This window comes from Arthrobacter sp. 10T419 (assembly GCF_056394105.1).
In genome coordinates this window covers 538,492-562,589 of the sequence record NZ_JBFTHF010000002.1, presented here as the reverse complement: position 1 = coordinate 562,589, position 24,098 = coordinate 538,492, and the positions used below count along the sequence as shown (strand labels likewise).

The window sequence follows — 24,098 nt, the reverse complement described above, 5'->3', positions numbered from 1 at the left end:
GGGTGTGAAATCCTGGATCTCCCGCCCTGTTCCCCAGCTGCCGGGCAGCATGCCCGCGCTGCGTCTTTTCGATACCGCCAAGGGCGGCCTCGCCACCCTTGAAGCGACGGGGGAGCAGTCCATGTACGTCTGCGGGATCACCCCGTATGACGCCACCCACATGGGCCACGCGGCGAGTTATGTGGCCTTTGACCTGCTCAACCGGGCGTGGCGCGACGGCCGCCAGCAGGTCGCCTATGTCCAGAACGTGACCGACGTCGACGACCCCTTGCTGGAGCGCGCGACTGCCACCGGGGTGGACTGGCGGGAACTCGCCGCCAGCCAGATTGAGCTGTTCCAGACCGACATGGAAGCCCTGAACGTGCTGGCGCCGGATAACTACGTGGGCGCCGTGGAGGCCATCCCGCTGATCGTCCCGGCTATCGAGTCGCTCGTGCAGCGCGGCCTGGCCTACCGGGTGTCCGGCACCCCCGGCGAGCCCGACGGAGATGTCTACTACGACGTCGAGGCGGCCGGAAAGCACTCGGCCGAAGCGCAGGACGCGTGGACGCTGGGATCCATCTCGGGCCTGTCCGATGCCGAGATGCTTGAACTCTTCGCCGAGCGCGGCGGCGACCCCGGCCGGGCCGGGAAACGCCAGGCGCTTGATCCGCTGCTCTGGCGCGTGGCCCGTGACGGCGAACCCAGCTGGCCCGGCGGCGATCTGGGGGAGGGGCGCCCCGGCTGGCACATCGAATGTACCGTCATTGCGCAGAAATACCTGCCCGCTCCGTTCACCGTGCAGGGCGGCGGGTCCGACCTGGTCTTCCCGCACCACGAAATGGGAGCCGGCCATGCCTACTCCCTGACCGGGGTGCCGCTGGCCAAGCACTTCGCGCACGCCGGCATGGTGGGACTCGACGGCGAAAAGATGAGCAAGTCCAAGGGCAACCTCGTACTCGTCTCCAAGCTGCGCGCCGCCGGCGAAGACCCTGCCGCCATCCGGCTGGCAATCCTGGCCCACCACTACCGCAGCGACTGGTCCTGGACGGATGAGGGCTTTACCGAGGCCAAGGACCGGCTCCGGACCTGGCGTGCCGCCGTCGAACTCGCACCGGCGGGTTCTGCCGGGCCGCTCATCGCAGAGATGCGGGCCGCGCTCTCTGACGACCTCAACGCCCCGCGCGCCCTCGAGGCCGTGGACGCATGGGCGTCTGCAGCGCTGGCAGCCGGAGCGGGTACTGGTTCCGCGGCTGACGCTGCACTGGTGGGCGACGCCGTCGACGCGCTGCTCGGCGTCGAACTCTAGACCTCACGAACCGCCAAAAGGCCGGCGACGCAAAAAAGCGCTGGCGACACCCGGATTCCGGTGTCGCCAGCGCTTTTGCGTAGCGCCGGGAAGCAAGCGCGTCGGCCCCGAGGTCTAGGGCTTGTCCTTGCCGCGGCGCTTGAGGTAGCGCTCGAATTCCCGCGCGATGGACTCGCCGCTGGCCTCGGGTAGGTCTGCGGTGTCTTTCGCCTCCTCCAGCTGGCGGACGTAGGCGGCGATCTCCGGATCCTCTGTTGCGAGTTCGTCCACGCCGCGTTCCCACGCGTCCGAGTCCTCCACCAGCTCCTGCGTGTCGAGTGGGACCTGCAGCAGTTCCTCGATCCGGTGCAGCAGCGCCAGCTGGGCCTTCGGTGAGGGCGCCTGCGCCACGTAGTGCGGCACGGCCGCCCAGAGCGAGACGGTGGGAAGCCCGGCCAGCAGTGCCACCTCGGCGAGCACCCCGACGATCCCTACCGGACCCTCGTACTGGGATGCCTCAAGGTCCATCCGTTCCCGCAGTGCCGCGTCGTCGGTTGAGGCGCTGACCGGGATGGGGCGGCTGTGCGGCACGTCCGCGAGCAGCGCCCCGACCAGGATGACGTAGTCCACCTTCAGCGCCTCGGCGTGCACCAACAGCTCTGCCGTGTAAGCGCGCCATTTGTAAGACGGCTCGGTGCCCTGGACAAAGATGACGTCCACGTTGGAGTCCGGGACGCTGGCTTTGAAGATCCGGGTGGCAGGCCACTTGATTTTCCGTTCGCCGGACGCCGTGCGCCGGATGGTGGGGCGGGTGAACTGGAAGTCGTAGTACTCGTCGGCATCAATCGAGCCCACCTTCTTGCCGCCCCAGAGCTTGTTGAGGTAGCGCAGCGCATCGCTCGCCGCTTCACCGGCATCGTTCCAGCCTTCGAAGGCTGCAAGCATCACGGTGACACGCTGGCCCTCGGGCACGGGCTGCAGCAGCCGCTCCGGCTCGGGCGTGACGCCCGTTTCCGTGGTGTCTGGCTCGAAGCTATTCATGTGTTCACCCTACGTCCAAGTCGCAGGCGCGCGCATGGAGGAAAACGCCCCGGGTGCCCTGAAATTCGCCATCGGCGTAGCCTTGGGCGCCCCACACGGCCTGCACCGTAGACTGGAGGGCATGCGATCCCCAGCCTCCCAGCCCCTGCTCAAAGCCGCTTTATGGGACATGGACGGCACGATCGTGGACACCGAACGGTACTGGATTGAAGCCGAACACGCCCTGGTAGCCGCCCACGGCGGACAGTGGTCGCACGAGAAGGCCATGCAGCTCGTAGGCCAGTCGCTGGTCTATTCGGCCGGCATCCTGCAGGAAGCCGGCGTGGCGCTGGAAGTGCGCGAAATCATCGACACCCTCACCGGGCATGTCGTCAGCCTGGTCCGGGAGTCTGTGCCGTGGCGCCCCGGCGCACGCGAACTGCTGGAGGAACTGCACACGGCGGGCGTCCGCTGCGCCCTCGTGACCATGTCCGAGGCGCCCCTGGCCCGCGAAATCGTGGCCAGCCTGCCCAAACCCTATTTCGAGTTCCTGGTCACCGGGGACACCGTCACGCAGGGCAAGCCGCATCCCGAGGCGTACCTGAAAGCCGTGGAACTCCTGCAGCAGCACGACCCCGAGCTGGACCACCGTCACTGCGTGGCCCTTGAAGACTCGGGGCCGGGGGTCGCGGCGGCCGTGGCTTCCGGCGTCGTCACGGTGGCGATTCCGCACATCGTCCCGCTCCCGCACGATCCGCGGCGCGCGACCTGGGACACCCTGGCCGGACGCACGGTCGCCGACCTGGAGGAGCTGCTCGGCCTCCGGCACGAATTTACCGGAGCCGGTCTGCGGCTGTCCGCTGGCGAACTGGAGAACTCCGGGCTGGAAAGCGCGGCAAGCGGAGGCCGTCGCCTTGACTGAGCCGTCGCCGCAGAAGCCGCCGGAGACCGGGGACCGCCCCTTTTCGCTCCGTGGCGGAATCCCGCTGGGCCGGATCGCCGGCATTCCCTTGGTGCTTGCCTACTCTTGGTTCGCCATCGCCGCTTTCACCGTGATCGCCTACGGACCCGTGCTCGAGCACAACGACCCCCGCCTTGGCATCACCGCCTATCTCGTGGCGTTCGCCTACTCAGTGCTGTTGCTGATCTCGGTGCTCGTCCACGAACTGGCCCATGCGCTCACCGCCCGGCTCTACCACTGGCCCACCCGCAAGATCGTCCTCAACCTCTGGGGCGGCCACACCCAGTTCGAAGAGTTCACCGCCTCGCCGGGCAGATCCGTGCTGGTCGCCCTGGCCGGACCAGCCGCGAACCTGGTGCTCGCCGCCGGCGGCTGGCTGTTGCTCTCCGGCGGGCAGCTGGACGGCGTCGCGGACACCCTGGCGAACATCTTTGTCTGGGCCAACCTGCTGATCGGCATCTTCAATGTGCTGCCCGGCCTGCCGCTGGACGGGGGCCGGCTGGTGGAATCCGCGGTCTGGAAGGTCACCGGCAGCCACGAGAAGGGCACCATTGCGGCCGGCTGGGCCGGCCGCATCATCGTGATCGCACTGGCAGTCTGGTTTGTTGCACTCCCGCTCCTAAGCGGCAACCGCCCGGATACCTCCCTCATGCTCATCACCCTGCTGGTTGGCAGCTTCCTCTGGATGGGTGCCACCGCCTCCATCCAGCAAGCCCGGTACCGGAGCCGGCTGCACCTGGTGGACGCCGCGGCCCTCGCCGAGCCGGCGCTCGGGCTGCCCGACACCGCCACCGTCCTGGACGTGCTGCGGCACTCGCCGCAGGGTGTCCCCGCCGTCGTGCTCTTCGGCCAGGACGCGCGCCCGTCGGCCGTCGTCGACGAAACGGCAGCAGCGGCCGTTCCGCCCGCGCTGGCCGCCACGACCCCGGCAACCGCCGCCGCCTATCCGCTCGCCGCGGGTGCGTACGTCAAGGAAACCGACCGGGGAGCCGAACTGCTGGCATACCTTGCCCAGATCGAAGGTTCGGACTATGCGGTGGTCAACGACGCCGGCACCGTCACCGGACTGTTGCGCCAGCTGACCGTGCTCAACGCCCTGACCGGGAAGCAGCCGAGCGGCACCCCCGGCTCACAGACCGGGGGCGAAGGCCGGAATCAGGACCAGACCCGGTAGAGTTACCTGCCGGTCGTGAATTCTCCGGCCCACGAACACGGGCCGGTGCCCGCCGCCCATCCGCGGCCACCGCAGCTTTACAGGAGCGAGGAACATCTCATGAGCAGCGACACTGCCGCCAACGCCACCCCCAGCGGGGACAGCACAGCCGCCGACAGCATTTCGGCGCCAGCCGCCGAAACTGCCAATGTAACAGCCACCGAAACAGCACCCGGCACTGCGCCGGTCGGCGCCAACCGGCGCCGCGGTCCGTTCCGCGAGGGCGAGCGGGTGCAGCTCACGGACGAACGCGGCCGGATGAACACCATCAGCCTCGAGGCCGGCGGGGCCTTCCACACGCACCGCGGCTTCCTCAACCACGACGAGATCATCGGCAAGCCGGACGGCTCGGTCGTGGTGAACAACGTCGGCCAGCAGTACCAGACCTTGCGCCCGCTGCTCTCGGACTTCGTGCTCTCGATGCCGCGCGGCGCGGCCGTGGTGTATCCCAAGGACGCCGGCCAGATCGTCACCATGGCCGACATTTTCCCGGGCGCACGCGTGGTTGAGGCCGGCGTCGGCTCCGGCGCACTGTCCATCTCGCTGCTGCGCGCGGTGGGGGACAACGGCTACCTGCACTCCTTCGAACGCCGTGCGGAATTCGCCGACATCGCCCGCGGCAACGTCGAAACGATCTTCGGCGGCCCGCACCCGGCGTGGCAGATCACCCTGGGCGACTTCCAGGAGGAAGTTGTGCGGACCGAGGCGCCGGGATCCGTGGACCGGGTGGTCCTGGATATGCTGGCGCCCTGGGAATGCCTCGACGCCGTGGCCACCGTGCTGGCTCCCGGCGGCGTGTGGATCAACTATGTCGCGACTGTTACGCAGCTGTCACGGACCGCCGAGGCCATCCGCGCCGACGGCCGCTTCACCGAGCCGGATGCCTGGGAATCCATGGTCCGCGGCTGGCACCTCGAGGGCCTCGCCGTGCGCCCGGACCACCGGATGGTAGCCCACACCGGCTTCCTGCTGGTCACCCGCCGGCTGGCCGACGGCGTCACCGGCATCTCCGTGAAGCGCCGGCCGTCCAAGACCGAGTTCGACGCCGAGGATGTCAACGCCTGGACCCCCGGGGCAGTCGGCGAACGCGCGGTCTCGGACAAGAAGCTGCGCCGGGCCGCCCGCGACGCGATCGCCGGAACTAACGTCAAGGACACCCCCGAGGTTACGAACTAGTCCGTATTTCGGAAGTCTTCAGCAGCACCCGCCGAGTTGGGGCTATGGTCTTAATAGAAGTACGGAAGGGGCTGATGCATGATGGAGACTCCCAACAACGACCACGGCCGGACGCCGGCGGAGGACGAGGCCCAGGCGGCTGCCGCTGCCGGAGGGACTGAACCGGCGGGGGCATCCGACGTCGACCGGTATGCAGCCAATGAGCTATCGGTTGCCGAACGCCAGGTCAATATCCTGCGGGACAAGCTCCGCCACATCGACCGCCAGCTCGCGGCCGCCACGCAGAACAACTCCAAGCTCGTGGGCATGCTGGAAACGGCCAAGGCCGAGATCCTGCGGTTGAAGAACGCCCTGGACCAGGAGGGCCAGCCGCCCTACAGCTTCGGCACCGTCCTGCAGCTAAACCCGAAGCGACGCCCCGAACCCGGCAGCAGCGGGCAGGCCGACACGGAGGAGTCCGTGGACATCTTCAACGCCGGCCGCAAGATGCGGGTGGGCATCAGCCCGCTTGTGAACATCAACCAACTCGCCGTCGGGCAGGAAGTCCTGCTCAACGAGGCGCTGCTGGTGGTAGCCGGGCTTGGCTACGAGCGGGCCGGAGACCTGGTCACGCTCAAGGAACTGCTGGGATCGGACCGCGCCCTCGTTGTGGGCCGCGCGGACGAGGAACGGGTCATCCGGCTCTCCGGCGCCCTGCTGGCGCAGAAGCTCCGGGTCGGCGACGCCCTCTCGATCGACAGCCGCACCGGCTACGCCCTGGAGAAGATTCCCCGTTCCGAAGTGGAAAACCTCGTCCTCGAAGAAGTCCCGGACATCACCTACCAGGACATCGGCGGACTGGGCCCGCAGATCGAACAGATCCGCGACGCCGTCGAACTGCCGTTCCTGCACCCGGACCTGTACCGAGAGCACGGGCTCAAGGCGCCCAAGGGCATCCTGCTCTACGGGCCGCCGGGCTGCGGCAAGACCCTCATCGCCAAGGCCGTGGCCAACTCGCTGGCCGCCCGGGCCGCCGAACGCGCCGGCAAGACGGACATGAAGAGCTACTTCCTGAACATCAAGGGACCGGAGCTGCTGGACAAGTACGTCGGTGAGACCGAACGGCACATCCGGCTGATCTTCGCCCGGGCCCGCGAGAAGGCCTCCGAGGGCAGCCCCGTGGTGGTGTTCTTCGACGAGATGGATTCGCTGTTCCGCACCCGTGGCACCGGCATCTCCTCGGACGTCGAGACGACCATCGTGCCGCAGCTGCTCAGCGAGATCGACGGCGTGGAGCGGCTGGACAACGTGATCGTGATCGGCGCCTCCAACCGCGAGGACATGATCGATCCGGCGATCCTGCGCCCGGGCAGGCTGGACGTGAAGGTCAAGATCCAGCGTCCCGATGCCGAGGCCGCCGCGGACATCTTCAACAAATACATCACCACGGACCTGCCCTTCCACGAGCAGGACCTCGCCGAGCACAACGGCGACGTGCAGGCGACGGTGGATGCCATGATCCAGCGCACGGTAGAGGCCATGTACTCCACCGAGAAGTCCAACGAGTACCTCGAGGTGACCTACGCCAACGGGGACACCGAAATGCTGTACTTCAAGGACTTCAACTCCGGCGCCGTGGTGCAGAACGTCGTGGACCGCGCCAAGAAGTCCGCGATCAAGGACCTGCTCACCTCCGGGCAGAAGGGCCTGCGCATCGACCACCTGCTCCGCGCCGTCATTGATGAGTTCCGCGAGCATGAGGACATGCCCAACACCACCAACCCGGACGACTGGGCCAGGATTTCCGGCAAGAAGGGCGAACGCATCACATACATCCGCACCATCGTCCAAGGCAAGGCCGGCCAGGAACCCGGCAAATCCATCGAGACGATGCCGAGCACGGGCCAATACCTGTGACCGCCGGACCTTCAGCGGTTTCAGGGGGGCTGCCCGCCGGCGGCGCCATGCGGGTGATGGGCTCCGAGACCGAATACGGTATCCACGCGCCCTCCGCCCCGGGGGCCAACGCCACTATGATGTCCGCCCGGGTCATCCAGGCCTACGCCCAGGTGACCCGGCAACGCGCAGCCGGCGGCGCCGAAACCCGCTGGGACTACACCGACGAAGAGCCGCTGCACGACGCCCGGGGCTGGACCCTGGAGCGCAGCGAGGCGGAACCGGAACAACTCACCGACCGGCCACCGGCCCTGGACGCGGAGGCGATCGCGCTTGCCTACGGCCGCGCGGAACTGGACCACGACGGCGAGGACGAGTCAGGTTCGCTGCTCATGAACATGGTGCTGGGCAACGGCGCGCGGCTCTACGTGGACCACGCCCACCCGGAATACTCGAGCCCGGAAGTCACCAACCCGCGCGACGCCGTCACCTGGGACGCCGCCGGGGACCTCGTGGCTCTGGCCGCGGTCCGCCGGCTGGCCGCGGACCCGGAACTGCCGCCGATCAACCTGTACAAGAACAACACGGACAACAAATCCGTATCGTACGGCTCGCACGAAAACTACCTGATGCCCCGCTCGGTCCCGTTCGGCGAAATAGCCCGGGGGCTGACACCGTTCTTTGTCACCCGGCAGATCATGTGCGGCGCCGGCCGCGTCGGCCTGGGCCAGGACAGCTCCCGGCCCGGCTACCAAATCAGCCAGCGGGCGGACTTTTTCGAGACCGAGGTCGGCCTCGAAACCACCATCCGGCGACCCATCATCAACACCCGGGATGAACCGCACGCGACCGCGGACAAATACCGCCGGCTGCACGTCATCATCGGCGATGCGAACCTCAGCCAGGGAGCCAACTTCCTGAAGTTCGGCAGCACCGCCATGGTCCTGAGCCTCATCGAGGCCGGCCTGGCGCCCCGCATCGAGGTCCACGAACCGGTGGCGGCCCTGCAGGCCGTCAGCCACGACACCTCCCTGACCGCGACCCTGCGCCTACTCGACGGACGCCGCGTCACTGCCCTGGACCTGCAGTGGATGTACTTCGAGGCTGCCGCCAAGCTCGCCCAGGATACCGGTGTGGCGGACGCCGTCGACGGCGACGGCCACACCCACGCCGTGCTCGAGCGCTGGTCGGCGACCCTTACCGCACTGGACAGCGACCGGGCCGCCGCCGCGTCGACAGTCGAATGGCTGGCCAAGCTCTCGCTGCTGGAGGGCTACCGCCAGCGCGACGGGCTGGAATGGTCGGACGCCCGGCTGGGGCTCGTGGACCTACAGTGGGCGGACATCCGCCCCGAGAAGGGGCTCTACCACCGGCTGCTGGCCCGCGACCGGATGCAGCGGATCGTCGACGACGAAGCAATCGCCCGTGCGGTGACGGAGCCGCCGTCGGACACCCGGGCTTTCTTCCGCGGCCGCTGCGTCAGCCGCTTCGGCACCGACCTGGTTGGCGCCAGCTGGGACTCGGTGATCTTCGACCTGCCGGGGCGCGGCAAGCTGCAGCGGGTCCCCACCCGCGAACCGCTGCGCGGCACGGAGGCCCTGACCGGAGGACTCTTCGCCCGGCACCGCGAGGCCGCGCCGTTCCTTGCGGAGTTGCTCGGGTTGCCCCCGGGTTCGTAGGCCCAAAGACCCCCCGCAGGGGACCAGGGCGTGGCAAGATTGCTTACAGGATGTCCTGTGCAGGATGGGGCAGCCGGTGGGATTAAACAGTGGGATCAGAAGGAGAAAACGATGGCAGGCCAGGAGCAGCAGCAGCCGCAGTCCCGCGACACTGAGGTCGAGGAGGACATCCCCGCACCTCCCGCGGCACCGGAGGCCCAGGCCTCTGCCGCGACCCAGGGCGTGGACGATCTGCTCGATGAGATCGACGGCGTGCTGGAGTCAAACGCCGAGGAGTTCGTCAGGGCCTTCGTCCAGAAGGGCGGCCAGTAGCCCCCCGGCCGCCGGCTGGTCGCGGACACTACTGGAGGAGAACCGGAACTGAGGAGACACAGGGCTGAGGGCCGGAAGTCGTTGATCCACTACGTTGAGGGAGTGCACCAGTGCAGGAAACATCAGCCAACCAGGTAGCAGCGAACGCGACGTCCTCATTCACGGAGCACCTGCAGCGTTCACGGCCCGAACTGCTGCCCTACAACGCCCTCCAACACGGCTTACCAGCTGGGCCTGCAACCGCGCCGCTCCAGACCCCGCACGCTACCACGATCGTGGCCCTGACCTACGCCGGGGGAGTGCTGATGGCCGGTGACCGCCGCGCGACGATGGGCAACGTGATCGCCAGCCGGCACATCGAGAAGGTGTTCCCCGCGGACCAGTATTCCGTGCTCGGCATCGCCGGCACTGCCGGCATCGCGCTCGATATCACCCGGCTGTTCCAGGTAGAGCTGGAACATTACGAAAAAATCGAAGGAACGCAGCTGAGCCTGGACGGCAAGGCCAACCGGCTCGGTGCCATGATCCGCGGAAACCTTCCCATGGCGATGCAGGGCCTCGCCGTGGTCCCGCTGTTTGCCGGCTTCGACCGGCCCGCCGGCGTCGGCCGCCTGTTCTCCTACGACGTCACCGGCGGCCGCTACGAGGAGCAGGAGCACCACACCGTCGGTTCGGGCTCCATGTTCGCCCGCGGCGCGCTGAAGAAGCTCTGGCGGCCCAACCTCTCCGAAGCCGACGCCGTCCAGGTGGCGGTCGAAGCCCTGTACGACGCGGCCGACGACGACTCCGCCACGGGCGGTCCGGACCCCGTCCGGCAACTCTGGCCCGTGGTCTACACCGTCAGCCGCTCCGGTGCAGTGCGCGTCCCGGAGCGCGAACTTGCGGCGGTGGCCGGCGCCATCATCGAGTCACGGGCCGTAGCCCAGCGGGAGGCCTGAGATGACCCAGCAGTTCTATGTCTCGCCCGAACAGCTGATGAAGGACCGGGCGGACTTCGCCCGGAAAGGCATCGCGCGGGGACGTTCTGTGGTGGTCATCAGTTGCCGGGACGGGATCGCGCTGGTCGCGGAAAACCCCTCGCCGTCGCTGCACAAGATCGGCGAAATCTACGACAAGATCGCCTTCGCCGCCGTCGGCAAGTACAACGAGTTCGAAAGCCTGCGCCAGGCCGGGGTGCGCTACGCGGACGTCCGCGGCTACTCCTACGACCGCGAGGACGTCACGGCCCGGGGCCTGGCGAGCGTCTATGCGCAAAGCCTCGGCGCCGTCTTCACCGCCGAGCAGAAGCCCTTTGAAGTGGAACTGGCCGTGACGGAGGTCGGGGACAGCCAGGACCAGGACCACCTCTACCGGCTGACCTTCGACGGGTCCATCGCCGACGAACAGGGATTCATCGTGATGGGCGGCCAGGCCGACAAGGTGTCCGAAGCCGTTGCGGCCGGCTGGCGCAGCGAACTCGACTTCGCCGGCGCCATCCGGCTGGCCCTGGCCGGACTGGTAGCGGACAAGGAAACCGACGCACTGCCGGCGTCGGCCGTGGAGGTGGCCGTGCTGGACCGCGGCTCCGAGAGCAGCCGCGGCACCCGCCGCGCCTTCCGCCGCCTCGACGACGCCGACGTCGTGGCACTGCTGGCTGAGGAGAACTGAAATGGACAAGCGCATCTTCGGTATCGAAACCGAATTCGGAATTTCCTATTCGAGCCCGGAGTCCCGCCCGCTCGCGCCGGAGGAAGTGGCCCGGTACCTCTTCCGCAAGGTGGTCAGCTGGGGGAGGTCCTCCAATGTGTTCCTCACCAACGGCTCACGGCTCTACCTCGACGTCGGTTCGCACCCTGAGTACGCGACCGCCGAGTGCGACGACCTGGCCCAGCTCATCGCCCATGACCGGGCGGGCGAGCTGATCCTGGACGACCTCGTGGACGAGGCGCAGGAGCGCCTTGCGGCCGAAGGGTTCAACGGCACCGTGTACCTGTTCAAAAACAACACCGACTCGGCGGGCAACTCCTACGGCAGCCACGAGAATTACCTGATTCCCCGCCGCGGGGAGTTTTCCCGGCTGGCGGAAATCCTGATCCCGTTCCTCGTGACCCGCCAGTTGATCGCCGGCGCGGGAAAGATCCTGAAGACCCCGCACGGCGCCACCTACGCCTTCTCCCAGCGCGCGGACCACATCTGGGAGGGGGTCTCCTCCGCCACGACCCGGTCCCGGCCGATCATCAACACCCGCGACGAGCCGCACGCCGACGCCGAGTTCTACCGGCGGCTACATGTGATCGTCGGGGACTCGAACATGTCCGAGACCACGGCCCTGCTCAAAGTCGGCACCGTGGACCTGATCCTGCGGATGATCGAGGCCGGCGTGATCATGCGCGACATGCGGATGGAAAACCCGATCCGCAGCATCCGGGAGATCTCCCACGACCTCAGCGGCCGCGCGGTGGTACGCCTCGCTAACGGCCGGCAGCTCACGGCCCTTGAGATCCAGCGCGAGTACCTGAACAAAGTGACCGAATTCGTGGCGGACCGCGGCGCCCACAACCCGCACGTCCCGCTCATCCTGGACCTCTGGGAACGGACCCTTGACGCGATCGAAAGCGGAAACACGAGCACGATCGACACCGAAGTTGACTGGGCCATCAAGAAGAAGCTGATGGACAACTACCGCGAGCGGCACGGCCTGGAACTCGACGCGCCGCGGATCGCCCAACTGGACCTCACCTACCACGACATTTCACGCAGCCGCGGTCTCTTCTACCTGCTCCAGGCCCGCGGCGCGGCACGGCGGGTCGTCGACGACACCGCAGTGAAGGATGCCGTCGACGCGCCGCCGCAGACCACCCGGGCCAAACTGCGCGGCGACTTCGTCCGCCGGGCGCAGGAACTGGGCCGTGACTACACGGTGGACTGGGTCCATTTGAAGCTGAACGACCGCGCCCACCAGACCATTTTGTGCAAGGATCCCTTCCGCAGCGTGGACGACCGGGTGGACGCCCTGCTGGACTCTATGGGCTGATACCCAGCTTTCCGCGTTATTCTGGGGAAGGTGCCGTTTCACGGCCACCGCATGCTTTGCCGCTGGCAACCGTCCGGCGAAGCGTCCATCCTGCCCCGACGAAAGTTCTTACGTGCGCCGACTATTAGCAATTCTCCTCCCCGGACTGCTGCTGCTCACCGCTTGTGGTGGCGGCCAGCCTGCCGCCCCGGAGCCCACCAGCCAGTCCGCCGGCGAGACCGCGAAGCTGGACTCCCTGAAACTGACCGAGAACGGCGACAAGAAGGCCCCCGGCGTCGAGTTCACCAAGCCGCTTGAGGTCAAGGACCCGACCATCAAGGTGGTCAAGGACGGCGACGGCGAACGCGTCAAGGCCAACCAGGTCGCGGACATTTCCATCGTCGCCTTCAACGGCAAGGACGGCTCCACCCTTGAGGACACCTTCCCGAAGGACCCCGAGAAGCTCGAGCTGAACGATGAACTCAAGGCCGGCAGCGCGGTCATCTACAACGCCTTCGTCGGCGCCAAGGTCGGCTCCCATCTGGCCCTGGCCGTGCCGGGCAAGGCAGCCAGCGCCGAAGGCGGCGCGGCCCAGCCGTCGCAGCTGCTGGTCATCAAAATCCTCGCCGCGAAGGACGCTCCCAAGGTCCTGGACAAGCCCGAGGGCGACGCCGTGACCCCGCCGGCCGGCCTGCCCACCGTGAAGGAAAACGACAAGGGCGTTCCGGAGATCTCGGTCAAGGGCGTGGCCGCTCCCAAGGCCCTCATTTCCCAGGACCTGATCAAGGGCAAGGGCCAGGCGGTCAAGGAATCCGACACCGTCACCGTCAACTACGTTGGCGTGGCGCTGGCCTCGGGCAAGGTCTTCGACTCCAGCTTCACCAGCGGTAAGAAGGCCACGTTCCCGCTCAATGGCGTCATCAAGGGCTGGACGCAGGGCCTCGCCGGCAAGACCGTCGGCTCCCGCGTCCTCCTGGTCATCCCGAAGGCCCTCGCCTACGGCGACAAGGGCCAGGGCGACGCCAAGGGCGACCTCGTCTTCGTCGTTGACATCCTCGGCGTCAAGTAAACAACCCCGCTTAAGCAAGCCACCCAAGAAGGAGCAACCATGTCATTTGGACAGCGCAACATCGACCGCCAGAAGCCGGAAATTGACTTCCCGGAGGGCGACGTACCCACCGAGCTCGTCATCACCGACCTGATCGAGGGTGACGGTGCCGAGGCCAAGGCCGGCGACACCGTCTCCACCCACTACGTCGGCGTGGCCTGGTCCACCGGCGAAGAGTTCGACGCCTCCTGGGGCCGGGGCGCACCCCTGGACTTCCGGGTCGGCGTCGGCCAGGTCATCCAGGGCTGGGACCAGGGCCTGCTGGGCATGAAGGTCGGCGGCCGCCGCCGGCTCGAAATCCCCTCCGAAATGGCTTACGGCGCCCGCGGCGCCGGCGGAGCGATCGGCCCCAACGAGGCCCTGATCTTCGTCGTCGACCTCGTCGCCGTCCGCTAATCCCCACCGGCTCCCTGCCCTCGCAAGCTCGGGCCGGGGCCCTCGCCGGCGTGGGCCCACCCACCGGCTCCCTGCCCTCGCAAGCTCGGGCCGGGGCCCTCGCCGGCGTGGGCCCACCCACCGGCTCCCGCGAAAGCGCGGTAACAATCAGAAAGTTCTTCCGGTTGTTGCCGCGCTTTCGCGGTTTTCGGGGCGGACACTTTAGTACCCTTGCGGAGTGTCCGCCTCACGTACTGAACGCCTCCTGAACCTGCTCATCGCCCTGCTCAACACCCAATACGGGCTGCGCCGCAGCGAGCTGCGCGAGAAGGTCTATCACGACACCACCAGCTCCGAGGCGGCCTTCGGCCGGATGTTCGAACGGGACAAAGGCGAGCTGCGCCAGTTCGGCTTCGACGTCGAGACCGTGACGGACAAGGGCTGGGGCTCCGATGACCCGGCGACCACGCGGTACCGGATCGGCAAGGAATCCAACCGGCTGCCGGACGTCAGCCTGACCCCCGCAGAGTGCACCGTGCTGATCCTCGCCGCGCAGCTCTGGGAACAGGCTGCCCTGGGCTCCGCCGCGCGCGACGCCGTGCGCAAACTGCAGGCCGCCGGCGGCCTGCCGGACGCCGAACTTCCCCCGGGGGTCCAGCCCCGCATCCGCCCTGCCGGACAGGCGTTCGAGGACCTCGTCGCCGCCGTCCACACCCAGCACCCCGTGAGCTTCAACTACCTCGCCGGCAGCACCGGACAGGAGGAGACCCGCACCGTCGAGCCCTGGGGCCTCGGCAGCCGCTTCGGGCAGTGGTACCTCGTTGGCCACGACCGCGCCCGCGGGGACAAACGGTTCTACCGGCTGTCGCGGTTCACCTCCGCCGTCACCGTGCTGGACCAGGAGTCCTTCACCCCGCCGTCGTCCTTCAACGTCCGCCAACAACTTGCCGCGCTGCCCGAACTGCCCGTGCGGCACGCCCTCGTCGACGTCGCCGACGGCGCGCTGCTGGGGCTTCGCAAGCATGCCGGACCCGCCGCCGGCACCGAGGGTGACATCACCGATGCCGTCGCGGCAGCGCCTCGCCCCGGTTTCGACCGCCTCAAGGTGCCATACCGGGACATTGAGACGCTCGCCGAGGAACTCGCCTCCTACGGCCCGAAGGCCGTCGTCGTCGCGCCGCCCGAGCTGCAGACCGCCGTGCGCCGGCGACTGGCGGCAGCCGCAGCCTTCGCTGCGGCGCCGGTCCCGCCGATCGAATTCCCGCGTTTGGCTCCGGCGAAACGGAGCCGGAAGCGCACGTCCGAGGACCAGCTCAAGCGGATGCTGCAGCTGGTCCCTTTCCTGGTACACAACCAGGGCCTGCACATCAGCGAAGTGGCCGACCGGTTCGGCATCACCCGCAAGGAACTCGAGGACGACCTGCGGATCCTGATCTGCTCCGGCCTGCCCGAGGGCTACCCGGACGATCTGTTGGACATCCAGTGGGACGACGACCACGTCTACATCATCGAGGACCTCGACCTTAAGCGGCCGGTGCGTTTCACCGTGGACGAGGCCTGCGCGCTGCTCACCGGCCTCGAAGCGCTCAACGGCCTGCCCGGACTCGCCGAGGGCGGCACCCTGGAGTCCGTGACGCTCAAGCTCATGGCCGCGGCCGGCGAGGAGGGGCTGAAGGCGGCGGCCGTGTCCGGTCCCGAGGTGGCGCCGGAGGATTCCGGCACCCTCGAAACGGCACGCAACGCCATCCGCACCGGCGCGCAGTTGCGGCTGAGCTATCTCTCCCCGCAACGCGATGCCGTCACCGAACGCGACATCGACCCGCAGCGGCTCTACTCAATGGACAGCACCTGGTACCTCGAGGCGTACTGCCATTCCGCGCAGGGCCTGCGGAACTTCCGGCTGGACCGGATCCAAAGCCTGGAACCCAACGGACGCCCGGTGTCCTCGGCCGCCAACCCGGCAGGCGGGTTCCCGGTCAAGCTGTTCACGCCCAACGACGATGACGCCGTGGTGGTGGTCGAGCTGACCAGGCAGGGCGCCGGGCTCGCGGATGACTACTACGCCGAACGGACCGCCGCGCTTCCGGACGGCCACGTCCTGGCCGAAATCCGCTTCGGCAGTGCCGGTTGGCTGCCGATGTTCGTGGCCCAGCACGGCGGCGCCGTCCGCATCCTGCAGCCTCCTGCGCTGGCCGCGGCCGCCCGGGAATGGCTCGACGCCGCCCTCGCCCGATACGAAGACCACCCCGCACGCCAGCTAGACTGATCAGCATGCCTTGGTGGTCCTGGATCGTAATTTGGATAGCGCTCGTCGCGCTGTCGCTGCTGTTCTTTGGCGTACTCGGCGTCCGGCTCTTCCGGCAGTTCATGGCCACGGTCAAGGAACTCGGTGAGGCGGGGGAGCGCTTCTCCACGTTCGCTTCCTCCCCGCTTACCTCCGGTTCAGCCGCTGTTCATGTGGGTGCCGTAGGCTCGGACGGCGACGACGCGGGGGACGGAGCCGGCCTGTACGCGGGGCCCGGGGCAGCCGTTTTTGCCCCGCCCGCGTTGATGCGACATGATTACCATGCATCCAAAATCGCGCGTCAGGAAGCCCGGCGGTTGCGCCGGACCCGGCGCAAAGCGGAGCGAGGCCAGCCCCAGGCGCTGCGCGACATCGATCTGCGTTAGACATAGGATGTACTCAAACGAAAGGACCACCCAGCATGAGGCTTGAAGGCTGGCATCTCATCATCATCATCGTCCTGGCCCTGGTGCTTTTCGCTGCACCGAAGTTGCCGGGGATGGCCCGCAGCCTGGGCCAGTCGATGCGGATTTTCAAATCCGAGGTCCGCGAAATGAAGAAGGACGGCACGCCGGAGGCCAAGGCTGACTCCGACGCCGTCGAGGGCAAAGTCGTGAACCACCCCCGGTCCGCCGGCACCGAGAGCCGCCCGGGCGAGGGAACCGACGTTCCGCCGCCGAACCGCGCCTAGAACCACATGGCAGTAACCATGAGCCGCCGATCGAACCCCGAGGGCCGGATGGCCCTCCTCGATCACCTCAAAGAGCTGCGGAACCGGCTCTTTAAGTCGGCGATCGCTGTCGTCCTCGGGACCGTCGTCGGATTCCTCGTCTACCAGCCGATGCTGGCGGCGCTGATCAAGCCGATCCGCGACCTGAACGAACATGAGGGCCGGCAGGCGTCGCTGAACTTCGACGGCGTGGCGAGCTCCTTTGACCTGATGATCCAGGTGTCCGTGTTCCTGGGCCTGATCGTCGCCAGCCCGGTCTGGCTCTACCAGCTCTGGGCGTTCATTGTCCCCGGGCTGCACAAGAAGGAACGGCGCCTGGCGCTCTCCTTCGTCGCCGCCGCCGTGCCGCTCTTCGTCGGCGGCGTCCTGCTCGCCTGGCTGGTGCTCCCCAACGCGGTGCGGGTGCTGACCGACTTCACCCCCTCCGGCGGCTCCAACTTCATCAGCGCCCAGGTCTACCTGTCCTTCGTGCTGCGCCTGTTGCTCGCCTTCGGCATTGCCTTCCTGCTGCCGGTGGTGCTGTTCGGGCTCAACCTGGCCGGGCTGATCAAAGGCCAGCAGCTGCTCAAGAGCTGGCGGATCACCGTGTTCTTGGTCTGCCTCTTCGCTGCCATGGCCGCCCCCGGCGCCGACGCGATGAGCATGTTCTACCTTGCCGTGCCCATGCTAGTGCTGTTCTTCACCGCCATCGGGCTGTGCCTGCTCAACGACCGCCGGCGGGAGAAGCGGGCGGCCAAGGTGGCCGCCGAGACCGAAGCCACCGCGGACCAGGCGACTCCCAGCTCCGAGCTGGAGAATCTCTAGCCGTCCGCCCACTAGGCTGGAAGCATGTCCTCACTACCCGGGCCGGAGTCGCCGTCCGAGCGTTACCGTGCCAGCGCCGAGCGGGCCGCAGAAGCCAAGACCTATCTGGGCGGTTTCACCCGTTCGCTCGCGTTCGACCTCGATCCCTTCCAGCGCGAGGCGTGCCTGTCCCTGCAAGCGGGCCGGGGCGTGCTGGTGGCCGCCCCGACCGGGGCCGGAAAGACGATTGTCGGGGAGTTCGCCATCTACCTGGCGCTCCAGCGCGGCCTGAAAGCCTTCTACACGACGCCGATCAAGGCGCTGAGCAACCAGAAGTACACCGAGCTGGCCGAGAAGTACGGCGCGGCGCAGGTGGGCCTGCTGACCGGTGACACCAGCATCAACGGCGAAGCCCCGGTAGTGGTGATGACCACCGAGGTGCTCCGCAACATGCTCTATGCCGGCTCGGAGACCCTGGATGACCTCGGCTTCGTGGTGATGGACGAGGTGCACTACCTCGCCGACCGGTTCCGCGGCGCCGTCTGGGAGGAAGTCATCATCCACCTGCCCAGCGAGGTGCAGGTGGCCTCGCTCAGCGCCACGGTCTCCAACGCCGAGGAGTTCGGCGCCTGGCTGGACACCGTCCGCGGCCAGACAGACGTGATCGTCTCCGAGCACCGTCCCGTACCGCTGTGGCAGCACGTCATGGTGGGACGCAAGATCGTGGACCTGTTCGCCGGCGACACCAGCTTCGACGAAATTGCGCCCGCCGGTGAGGACAATGTGGCCGCTACCGCGGATACCGCAGGCTCCAGCGCCGCGATCACCGAACGCGCCGGCTACGAGGTCAACCCGGAACTGCTGTCGATGGCCCGGGCCGAGAGCCAGATGAACTTCCGCGGCCGCTTCGGGCACGGCGGCCGCAACCAGCGCCGCCAGCAGCGCGGCCAGCGGGAGGCGGCCCCGCAGGGCGGCCCGCGCAGCCCGGTCCGGAAGGCCAGCCGCCCGCAGGTCATCGCCAGCCTGGACCGGATGGACCTCCTGCCGGCCATCACCTTCATCTTCTCGCGCGCCGGCTGCGATGCCGCCGTGGCGCAGTGCGTCTCCGCCGGGCTCTGGCTGACCACCGAGAAGGAACAGCTCATCATCGCCCAGCGGGTCGACGAAGCGGCCCAGGACATCCCCTCCGACGATCTGGACGTCCTAGGCTTCTGGAGCTGGCGGGACGGGCTGCTGCGAGGCCTGGCCGCGCACCATGCCGGCATGTTGCCGACCTTCAAGGAGGTCGTCGAGAAGCTGTTCGTGGACGGACTGGTCAAGGCGGTGTTCGCTACCGAGACCCTCGCGCTGGGCGTCAACATGCCCGCGCGCTGCGTGGTGCTGGAGAAGCTGGACAAGTTCAACGGCGAAGCGCACGTGAACATCACGGCGGGGGAGTACACCCAGCTGACCGGCCGGGCGGGCCGCCGCGGGATCGACGTCGAGGGGCACGCCGTCGTGCTCTGGCAGCCGGGCACCGATCCGGCAGCCGTCGCGGGTCTCGCCTCCCGCCGGACCTACCCGCTGAACTCCAGCTTCCGTCCCACCTACAACATGTCCATTAACCTCGTGGCCCAGTTCGGCCGGCCGCGCGCCCGCGAAATCCTTGAGTCCTCCTTCGCCCAGTTCCAAGCGGACCGCTCCGTGGTCGGACTGGCCAAGCAGGTCCGCAGCCGGGAGGAATCCCTGGCCGGGTTCAGCAAGGCAATGAGCTGCCATCTGGGCGACTTCACCGAGTACTCCAGACTGCGCCGGGCCCTGTCGGACGCCGAAAACGCAGCTTCCAAAGGCACGTCGCGGGCCCGGAAGTCGCTCACCGAAGACTCCCTGAGCCGGCTGCTGCCCGGCGACGTCGTCGATGTGCCGTCCGGCCGGGCCCCCGGCCTCGCCGTCGTGCTCAGCTCGGACCACCACTCCCGCGAGCCGCGGCCGGCGGTAATGACCCTGGACAACCAGCTTCGCCGGATCGGCCTTCACGATGTGGAGGGACCGCTGGCCCCGATCACGCGGGTCAGGATCCCCAAGTCCTTCAACGCCAAAGTGCCGAAATCGCGGCGCGACCTGGCCTCATCGGTCCGCAACGCCATCCGGGAGAGCCGCCCGCCGGCACCGCCGAACCGGAACGAGGACTTCGGCCGTGCCGCCGCCCTGCCGAACATGGAGAAGAAGATCGCGGAACTGCGCCGCGAGCTCCGGGCCCACCCCTGCCACGGCTGCAGCGAACGGGAGGACCACGCCCGCTGGTCCGAGCGCTGGTGGAAGCTCCGGCAGGAAACCGACGGCCTGATCCGCCAAATCCAGGGACGCACCAACACCATCGCCAAGACCTTCGACCGGGTCTGCGGAGTCCTCTCCGGCTACGGCTACCTGGAAACCTCCGACTCGGGCACGCTTTCCATCAGCCCGGACGGGCAGCGGCTGCGCCGGATCTACGGGGAAAAGGACCTGCTGATCTCCCAGTCGCTGCGGATGGGCGCCTTCAGCGACCTCGACGCCGCGGAAATCGCGGCACTGGCCAGCGTTCTGGTCTACCAGGCCAAGCGCGAGGACCGCGGTCTGCGGCCCAAGATGCCCAGCGTCTCGCTGGAGTCCGCCGTCGACACCGTGGTGCGGGAGTGGTCCGCCCTGGAGGACGTGGAGGAGGCCAACAAGCTGCCACTGACGGGGGAGCCCGAGCTCGGCCTGGTCTGGCCGATCTTCAAGTGGGCCAAGGGCCGGCACCTCCAGGAGGTGCTCAGCGGCACGGACCTCGCCGCCGGCGACTTCGTCCGCTGGGTCAAACAGGTCATCGACCTGCTGGACCAGCTCGCCAAGATTCCCGGACTGGACCCGCGCGTCGCACGGCTGTGCGGCGACGCGATCACCCTGGTCAAACGCGGCGTCGTCGCTTACTCGGCCGTCGTGTGACCGGCCCCTAGCGGCCCTCCGCCCCTGCCTTTCCGCCACCATGCCCCGATGCCGCAGGCCCGGCACACCGGCCCCCAGCTACAAGGAGTTCCACACCATGACCGCTTCACCGTCCGAGGCTTCCAAGGAACAGCGCAAGGTGACGCTGTACCGCAACGGTTCCGTCTACACCGCGGCGGATCCCTTCGCTACGGCCATGCTGGTCGACGGTGACACCGTGGCCTGGGTCGGCTCTGAACAGGCCGCCACGTCCATCGCGGACTCCTCCATGGAGGTCATCGACCTGCAGGGCGCGCTCCTTGCCCCCGGCTTCGTGGACTCCCACGTGCACCTGACAGAGACCGGCATCGCCCTGGACTCGCTCCAGCTCGGCGGGGTCCGCTCCGGAGCCGAACTGCTCGACGCCGTCGCCGGCGCCGCCGTCTCCGCTTCCGGCGCGGGCGGCACGGTGCTGGGGCACGGCTGGGACGAAACGCTCTGGGCCGACCCGGTCCTGCCCAGCCGCGAAGAACTGGACCGCGCCGCCGGCGGCCGGCCGGTATACCTGTCGCGGGTGGACGTGCACTCGGCCCTTGTCTCCGCTTCCCTGGCCGCCGCGTCCGGCCTTGAGAGCCTCGACGGCTACGCCGCCGACGGGCAGGTCAAACGGGCCGCCCACACCGCCGCGCGGCGCGCAGCCCGGAACCTGCCCGCCGGTGCCCTGCGCCGCTACCAGGAGGCCGCGCTGGCCGAGGCGGCCGCCAACGGCTATGTCGCTCTCGCCGAAATGGCGGCACCGCACATCGGCAGCATCGAGGACCTGCAGCTCGCGGCCGGCTGGAACGCCGCCGACCGGCCAGGACACGCCGTTCCGGAGATCCTGCCCTATTGGGGCCAGCTTGCCGGTTCCGCCGAACAGGCCCGGTCCATCCTGGACAGCCTTGGCGTTTCTGTCCTGGGCCTGGCCGGCGACCTGAACATGGACGGTTCCATCGGTTCACGGACCGCCGCGCTCCGCGGCGACTACAGCGACGCGCCGGGGGAGCGGGGCACCCGCTACCTCTCGGTCGATGAGGCCGCCGCGCACCTCGCGGCCTGCTCGGTGCTCGGGATCCAGGCAGGCTTCCATGTGATCGGCGACGCCGGACTCGACGCCGCGCTGGACGCCCTGGACCAGGCCGCCGCCGAAGTCGGGGAACAGCGCGTCCGTGCCGCCGGCCACCGCCTGGAGCACGTCGAAATCGCCGACGCGGACGCCATCCAACGGCTGGCCAAGTACTCGGTGACCGTCAGTGCGCAGCCCGTCTTCGATGCCCTCTGGGGCGGCGGGGAGAGCCTCTATGCCCAGCGGCTTGGCGCCCGCCACGCCGCCATGAACCCCTTTGGCTCGTTCTACTCCGCCGGCGTGCCGGTGTGCTTCGGCAGCGACAGCCCGGTCACGCCGCTGCGGCCCTGGTCCAGCGTCCGCGCCTGCCTCGAACACCACAACGCCGATGAGCGCATTTCTGCCCGCGCAGCCTTCCTCGGCCACACCCGGGCCGGCTGGCGGGCGGCCCGGTACCGGAACCCAATGGCGGGCCAGCTTGTCCCCGGCGCTCCGGCGAGTTTCGCGGTCTGGGAAGTCGAAGAACTCATGGTGCAGGTGGCCGACGGCCGGGTCCAGTCCTGGAGCACGGACCCGCGCGCCCGGACACCGTTGCTCCCGGCACTGGACACCGGCACCGACCCGGTCTGCTTGCAGACCGTTCGGGACGGCGTCGAACTCTTCTCCAACGGCTCACTCGGACGCTAAGCGCCCTGCCGGGCCGGACCACGCCGGCATGCCCGGGCGGTCCGCGCCGGACCACGCCTGCCGGGCCGGCCGCCCGGCCTCGGCGTGCTGACTGACTATAATGGGGAGCTGTGCCTGTCGTCGGCTAACTGCCGACAGTCCCGGCCCTCCGACCGCTCCCTCCAAGGAAAGGCCCCGCTGTGCGTGTCCTCACGATCATCCCGACCTACAACGAGCTGGAATCGTTGCCCAAGACCCTCGGGCGTCTCCGCACCGCTGTGCCGGCCTCCGACGTCCTGGTGGTTGACGACAACAGCCCCGACGGCACGGGCCAGCTGGCGGATCGAATCGCGGCTGAGGATGGCCAGGTCCACGTCCTGCACCGGGAGGGCAAGGCCGGACTCGGCGCGGCATACATCGCCGGCTTCAAGTGGGGCCTCGACGCCGGCTACGACATCCTTGTCGAGATGGACGCCGACGGTTCGCACAAGCCGGAGCAGCTGCCCCAGCTGATAGAAGCAGTCGAGCAGGGTGCAGACCTGGCCATGGGTTCCCGCTGGGTCCCGGGCGGCAGCGTCGTGAACTGGCCGCTGTACCGGCAGGCCATCTCCCGCGTTGGCAGCACCTACGCCCGCATCATGCTGGGCGTCAAGATCAAGGACGTCACCGGCGGCTTCCGTGCCTTCCGCCGGAGCACGCTGGAGAAGCTCAACCTCGACTCCGTGGACTCGGTGGGCTACGGCTTCCAGGTGGACCTCGCCTGGCGTGTGGCCAAGCTGGGCCTGAACATCGTGGAGCGTCCCATCACCTTCGTCGAGCGCGAACTGGGCGCGTCGAAGATGAGCGGCAACATCGTGGTCGAAGCCATGATCAACGTCACCAAGTGGGGCCTCACCGCCCGCTGGAACACCCTAAGCCGCAAGCTCGGCCGCAAATAGACTCAGACGCGCAAAAGGCCGGGCCGGCACCTCAACGAGGTGCCGGCCCGGCCTTTTGTGCGTGGGCGCGGTTGCTAGGCCGAGCGGCGTTCGCCGCGGCGTTCGCGCAGGATGGTGAGCCGGTCTTCCAGGATCTGCTCCAGCTCGGGCAGGGAGCGGCGTTCCAGCAGCATGTCCCAGTGCGTGCGGACGGCCTTCTCGTTGCTGTTCACGGGGCGTTCGCCGTCGACCAGCAGGGCCTCCTTGCCGGTCTTAGAAACCCAAACCGGGGGGATCTCCGCTTCGGAGGAGAAGGTCACGAACACCTGCTCGCCGTCCTCGCAGCGGTACTCGACCCGCTGGCGCGGAGCCGGTTCGACGCCGGATTCGGTCTCCATGCTCTGTGCGCCAAGGCGCATACCCCGCAGGCTGCGATCGCTCATCTTTTCTCCCTTATGATCGGTTCGCAGGGCCGGGCCCTGCGCTAGCCGGGGGCCACTGGGACCTCGCCGGACTACTTGTTGCGTGGCGTTCCCCACTGCAGGAATCGTCAGTAGATATAACGCCGCGCGAAGCGTGATTGTTCCGGCAAGCTGAACCGTCCGGACAAATACTCAAGTATACGCGGGAGCGGCACCTCAGGTAAAGCCGCTCCCGCGTCGGGGTGAAGCGACCGAGAGCAGCTGCGGGAAAAGTGGCAGGGACAAGCG

General features: G+C 68.2%; 21 protein-coding genes. 19 read left to right on the top strand and 2 right to left on the bottom strand.

All coding sequences use genetic code 11. The features are described from left to right. The first annotated feature begins 4 nt into the window (after positions 1 to 4). Complete coding sequence (gene mshC, locus AC1DBD_RS06190; RefSeq protein ID WP_476981641.1) at positions 5 to 1,288, top strand: cysteine--1-D-myo-inosityl 2-amino-2-deoxy-alpha-D-glucopyranoside ligase; 1,284 nt, start codon at positions 5 to 7, stop codon at positions 1,286 to 1,288. Between the two features lie 114 nt (positions 1,289 to 1,402). On the opposite strand, the gene AC1DBD_RS06185 is transcribed toward mshC, so the two are convergent. Further along, a complete protein-coding gene (locus tag AC1DBD_RS06185) occupies positions 1,403 to 2,308 on the bottom strand; it encodes a PAC2 family protein (RefSeq protein ID WP_175323659.1) in 906 nt (301 codons plus the stop codon). A 121-nt stretch (positions 2,309 to 2,429) separates the two neighbouring features. Between AC1DBD_RS06185 and AC1DBD_RS06180 the strand changes: the two genes are divergently transcribed. The 18 genes from AC1DBD_RS06180 to AC1DBD_RS06095 all read left to right on the top strand — a co-directional run bounded on the left by AC1DBD_RS06180 (position 2,430) and on the right by AC1DBD_RS06095 (position 23,409). Beyond that, complete coding sequence (locus AC1DBD_RS06180) at positions 2,430 to 3,209, top strand: HAD family hydrolase (protein WP_476925707.1); 780 nt, start codon at positions 2,430 to 2,432, stop codon at positions 3,207 to 3,209. Further along, positions 3,202 to 4,422 (top strand): site-2 protease family protein, encoded by a 1,221-nt coding sequence (locus AC1DBD_RS06175; RefSeq protein ID WP_476916742.1) that lies wholly within the window; start codon positions 3,202 to 3,204, stop codon positions 4,420 to 4,422. The genes AC1DBD_RS06180 and AC1DBD_RS06175 overlap by 8 nt, the downstream gene beginning before the upstream one ends. Positions 4,423 to 4,521: 99 nt before the next feature. Beyond that, complete coding sequence (locus AC1DBD_RS06170; protein WP_476925706.1) at positions 4,522 to 5,637, top strand: tRNA (adenine-N1)-methyltransferase; 1,116 nt, start codon at positions 4,522 to 4,524, stop codon at positions 5,635 to 5,637. A gap of 81 nt (positions 5,638 to 5,718) precedes the next feature. Next, positions 5,719 to 7,533: a proteasome ATPase gene (gene arc, locus AC1DBD_RS06165; RefSeq protein WP_441417886.1), complete on the top strand. Its 1,815-nt coding sequence runs from the start codon at positions 5,719 to 5,721 to the stop codon at positions 7,531 to 7,533. 47 nt (positions 7,534 to 7,580) lie between these two features. Further along, a complete protein-coding gene (dop, locus tag AC1DBD_RS06160) occupies positions 7,581 to 9,191 on the top strand; it encodes a depupylase/deamidase Dop (protein WP_476908852.1) in 1,611 nt (536 codons plus the stop codon). Positions 9,192 to 9,302: 111 nt separating this feature from the next. Next, positions 9,303 to 9,503, top strand: a complete 201-nt coding sequence (locus AC1DBD_RS06155; RefSeq protein WP_146337557.1) for a ubiquitin-like protein Pup — start codon at positions 9,303 to 9,305, stop codon at positions 9,501 to 9,503. 110 nt (positions 9,504 to 9,613) lie between these two features. Continuing rightward, positions 9,614 to 10,441 (top strand): proteasome subunit beta, encoded by an 828-nt coding sequence (gene prcB / locus AC1DBD_RS06150; protein WP_441417792.1) that lies wholly within the window; start codon positions 9,614 to 9,616, stop codon positions 10,439 to 10,441. Between the two features lies 1 nt (position 10,442). Further along, entirely contained in the window at positions 10,443 to 11,150 is a 708-nt protein-coding gene (gene prcA, locus AC1DBD_RS06145; protein WP_476981640.1) for a proteasome subunit alpha, read from the top strand. A 1-nt stretch (position 11,151) separates the two neighbouring features. Continuing rightward, positions 11,152 to 12,516 carry a Pup--protein ligase gene (pafA, locus tag AC1DBD_RS06140; RefSeq protein WP_441417791.1) on the top strand — a complete coding sequence of 455 codons (1,365 nt, stop codon included), beginning with the start codon at positions 11,152 to 11,154 and terminating at the stop codon, positions 12,514 to 12,516. Positions 12,517 to 12,628: 112 nt separating this feature from the next. Next, positions 12,629 to 13,564, top strand: a complete 936-nt coding sequence (locus AC1DBD_RS06135) for an FKBP-type peptidyl-prolyl cis-trans isomerase (protein WP_476908819.1) — start codon at positions 12,629 to 12,631, stop codon at positions 13,562 to 13,564. A 39-nt stretch (positions 13,565 to 13,603) separates the two neighbouring features. Continuing rightward, positions 13,604 to 13,999: an FKBP-type peptidyl-prolyl cis-trans isomerase gene (locus AC1DBD_RS06130; protein WP_441417789.1), complete on the top strand. Its 396-nt coding sequence runs from the start codon at positions 13,604 to 13,606 to the stop codon at positions 13,997 to 13,999. Positions 14,000 to 14,216: 217 nt separating this feature from the next. Next, complete coding sequence (locus AC1DBD_RS06125) at positions 14,217 to 16,244, top strand: helix-turn-helix transcriptional regulator (protein ID WP_476981639.1); 2,028 nt, start codon at positions 14,217 to 14,219, stop codon at positions 16,242 to 16,244. A gap of 5 nt (positions 16,245 to 16,249) precedes the next feature. After that, a complete protein-coding gene (locus tag AC1DBD_RS06120; RefSeq protein ID WP_476981638.1) occupies positions 16,250 to 16,648 on the top strand; it encodes a hypothetical protein in 399 nt (132 codons plus the stop codon). A 35-nt stretch (positions 16,649 to 16,683) separates the two neighbouring features. Next, the gene (gene tatA / locus AC1DBD_RS06115; protein WP_441417786.1) at positions 16,684 to 16,953 is read left to right on the top strand and encodes a Sec-independent protein translocase subunit TatA; all 270 of its coding nucleotides are present in this window, start codon (positions 16,684 to 16,686) and stop codon (positions 16,951 to 16,953) included. A gap of 48 nt (positions 16,954 to 17,001) precedes the next feature. Continuing rightward, on the top strand, positions 17,002 to 17,796 hold the full coding sequence (tatC, locus tag AC1DBD_RS06110) for a twin-arginine translocase subunit TatC (RefSeq protein WP_441417884.1): 795 nt from the start codon (positions 17,002 to 17,004) through the stop codon (positions 17,794 to 17,796). 24 nt (positions 17,797 to 17,820) lie between these two features. Continuing rightward, a complete protein-coding gene (locus tag AC1DBD_RS06105) occupies positions 17,821 to 20,721 on the top strand; it encodes a DEAD/DEAH box helicase (protein ID WP_441417785.1) in 2,901 nt (966 codons plus the stop codon). Between the two features lie 97 nt (positions 20,722 to 20,818). Beyond that, positions 20,819 to 22,492, top strand: coding sequence for an amidohydrolase (locus AC1DBD_RS06100; protein ID WP_476981637.1), 1,674 nt, complete (start codon positions 20,819 to 20,821; stop codon positions 22,490 to 22,492). A 179-nt stretch (positions 22,493 to 22,671) separates the two neighbouring features. Then, positions 22,672 to 23,409: a polyprenol monophosphomannose synthase gene (locus AC1DBD_RS06095; RefSeq protein ID WP_441417783.1), complete on the top strand. Its 738-nt coding sequence runs from the start codon at positions 22,672 to 22,674 to the stop codon at positions 23,407 to 23,409. A 74-nt stretch (positions 23,410 to 23,483) separates the two neighbouring features. Here AC1DBD_RS06095 and AC1DBD_RS06090 read toward each other — a convergent pair whose 3' ends face one another. Next, positions 23,484 to 23,831: an RNA polymerase-binding protein RbpA gene (locus AC1DBD_RS06090; protein WP_026266329.1), complete on the bottom strand. Its 348-nt coding sequence runs from the start codon at positions 23,829 to 23,831 to the stop codon at positions 23,484 to 23,486. Positions 23,832 to 24,098 lie beyond the last annotated feature (267 nt).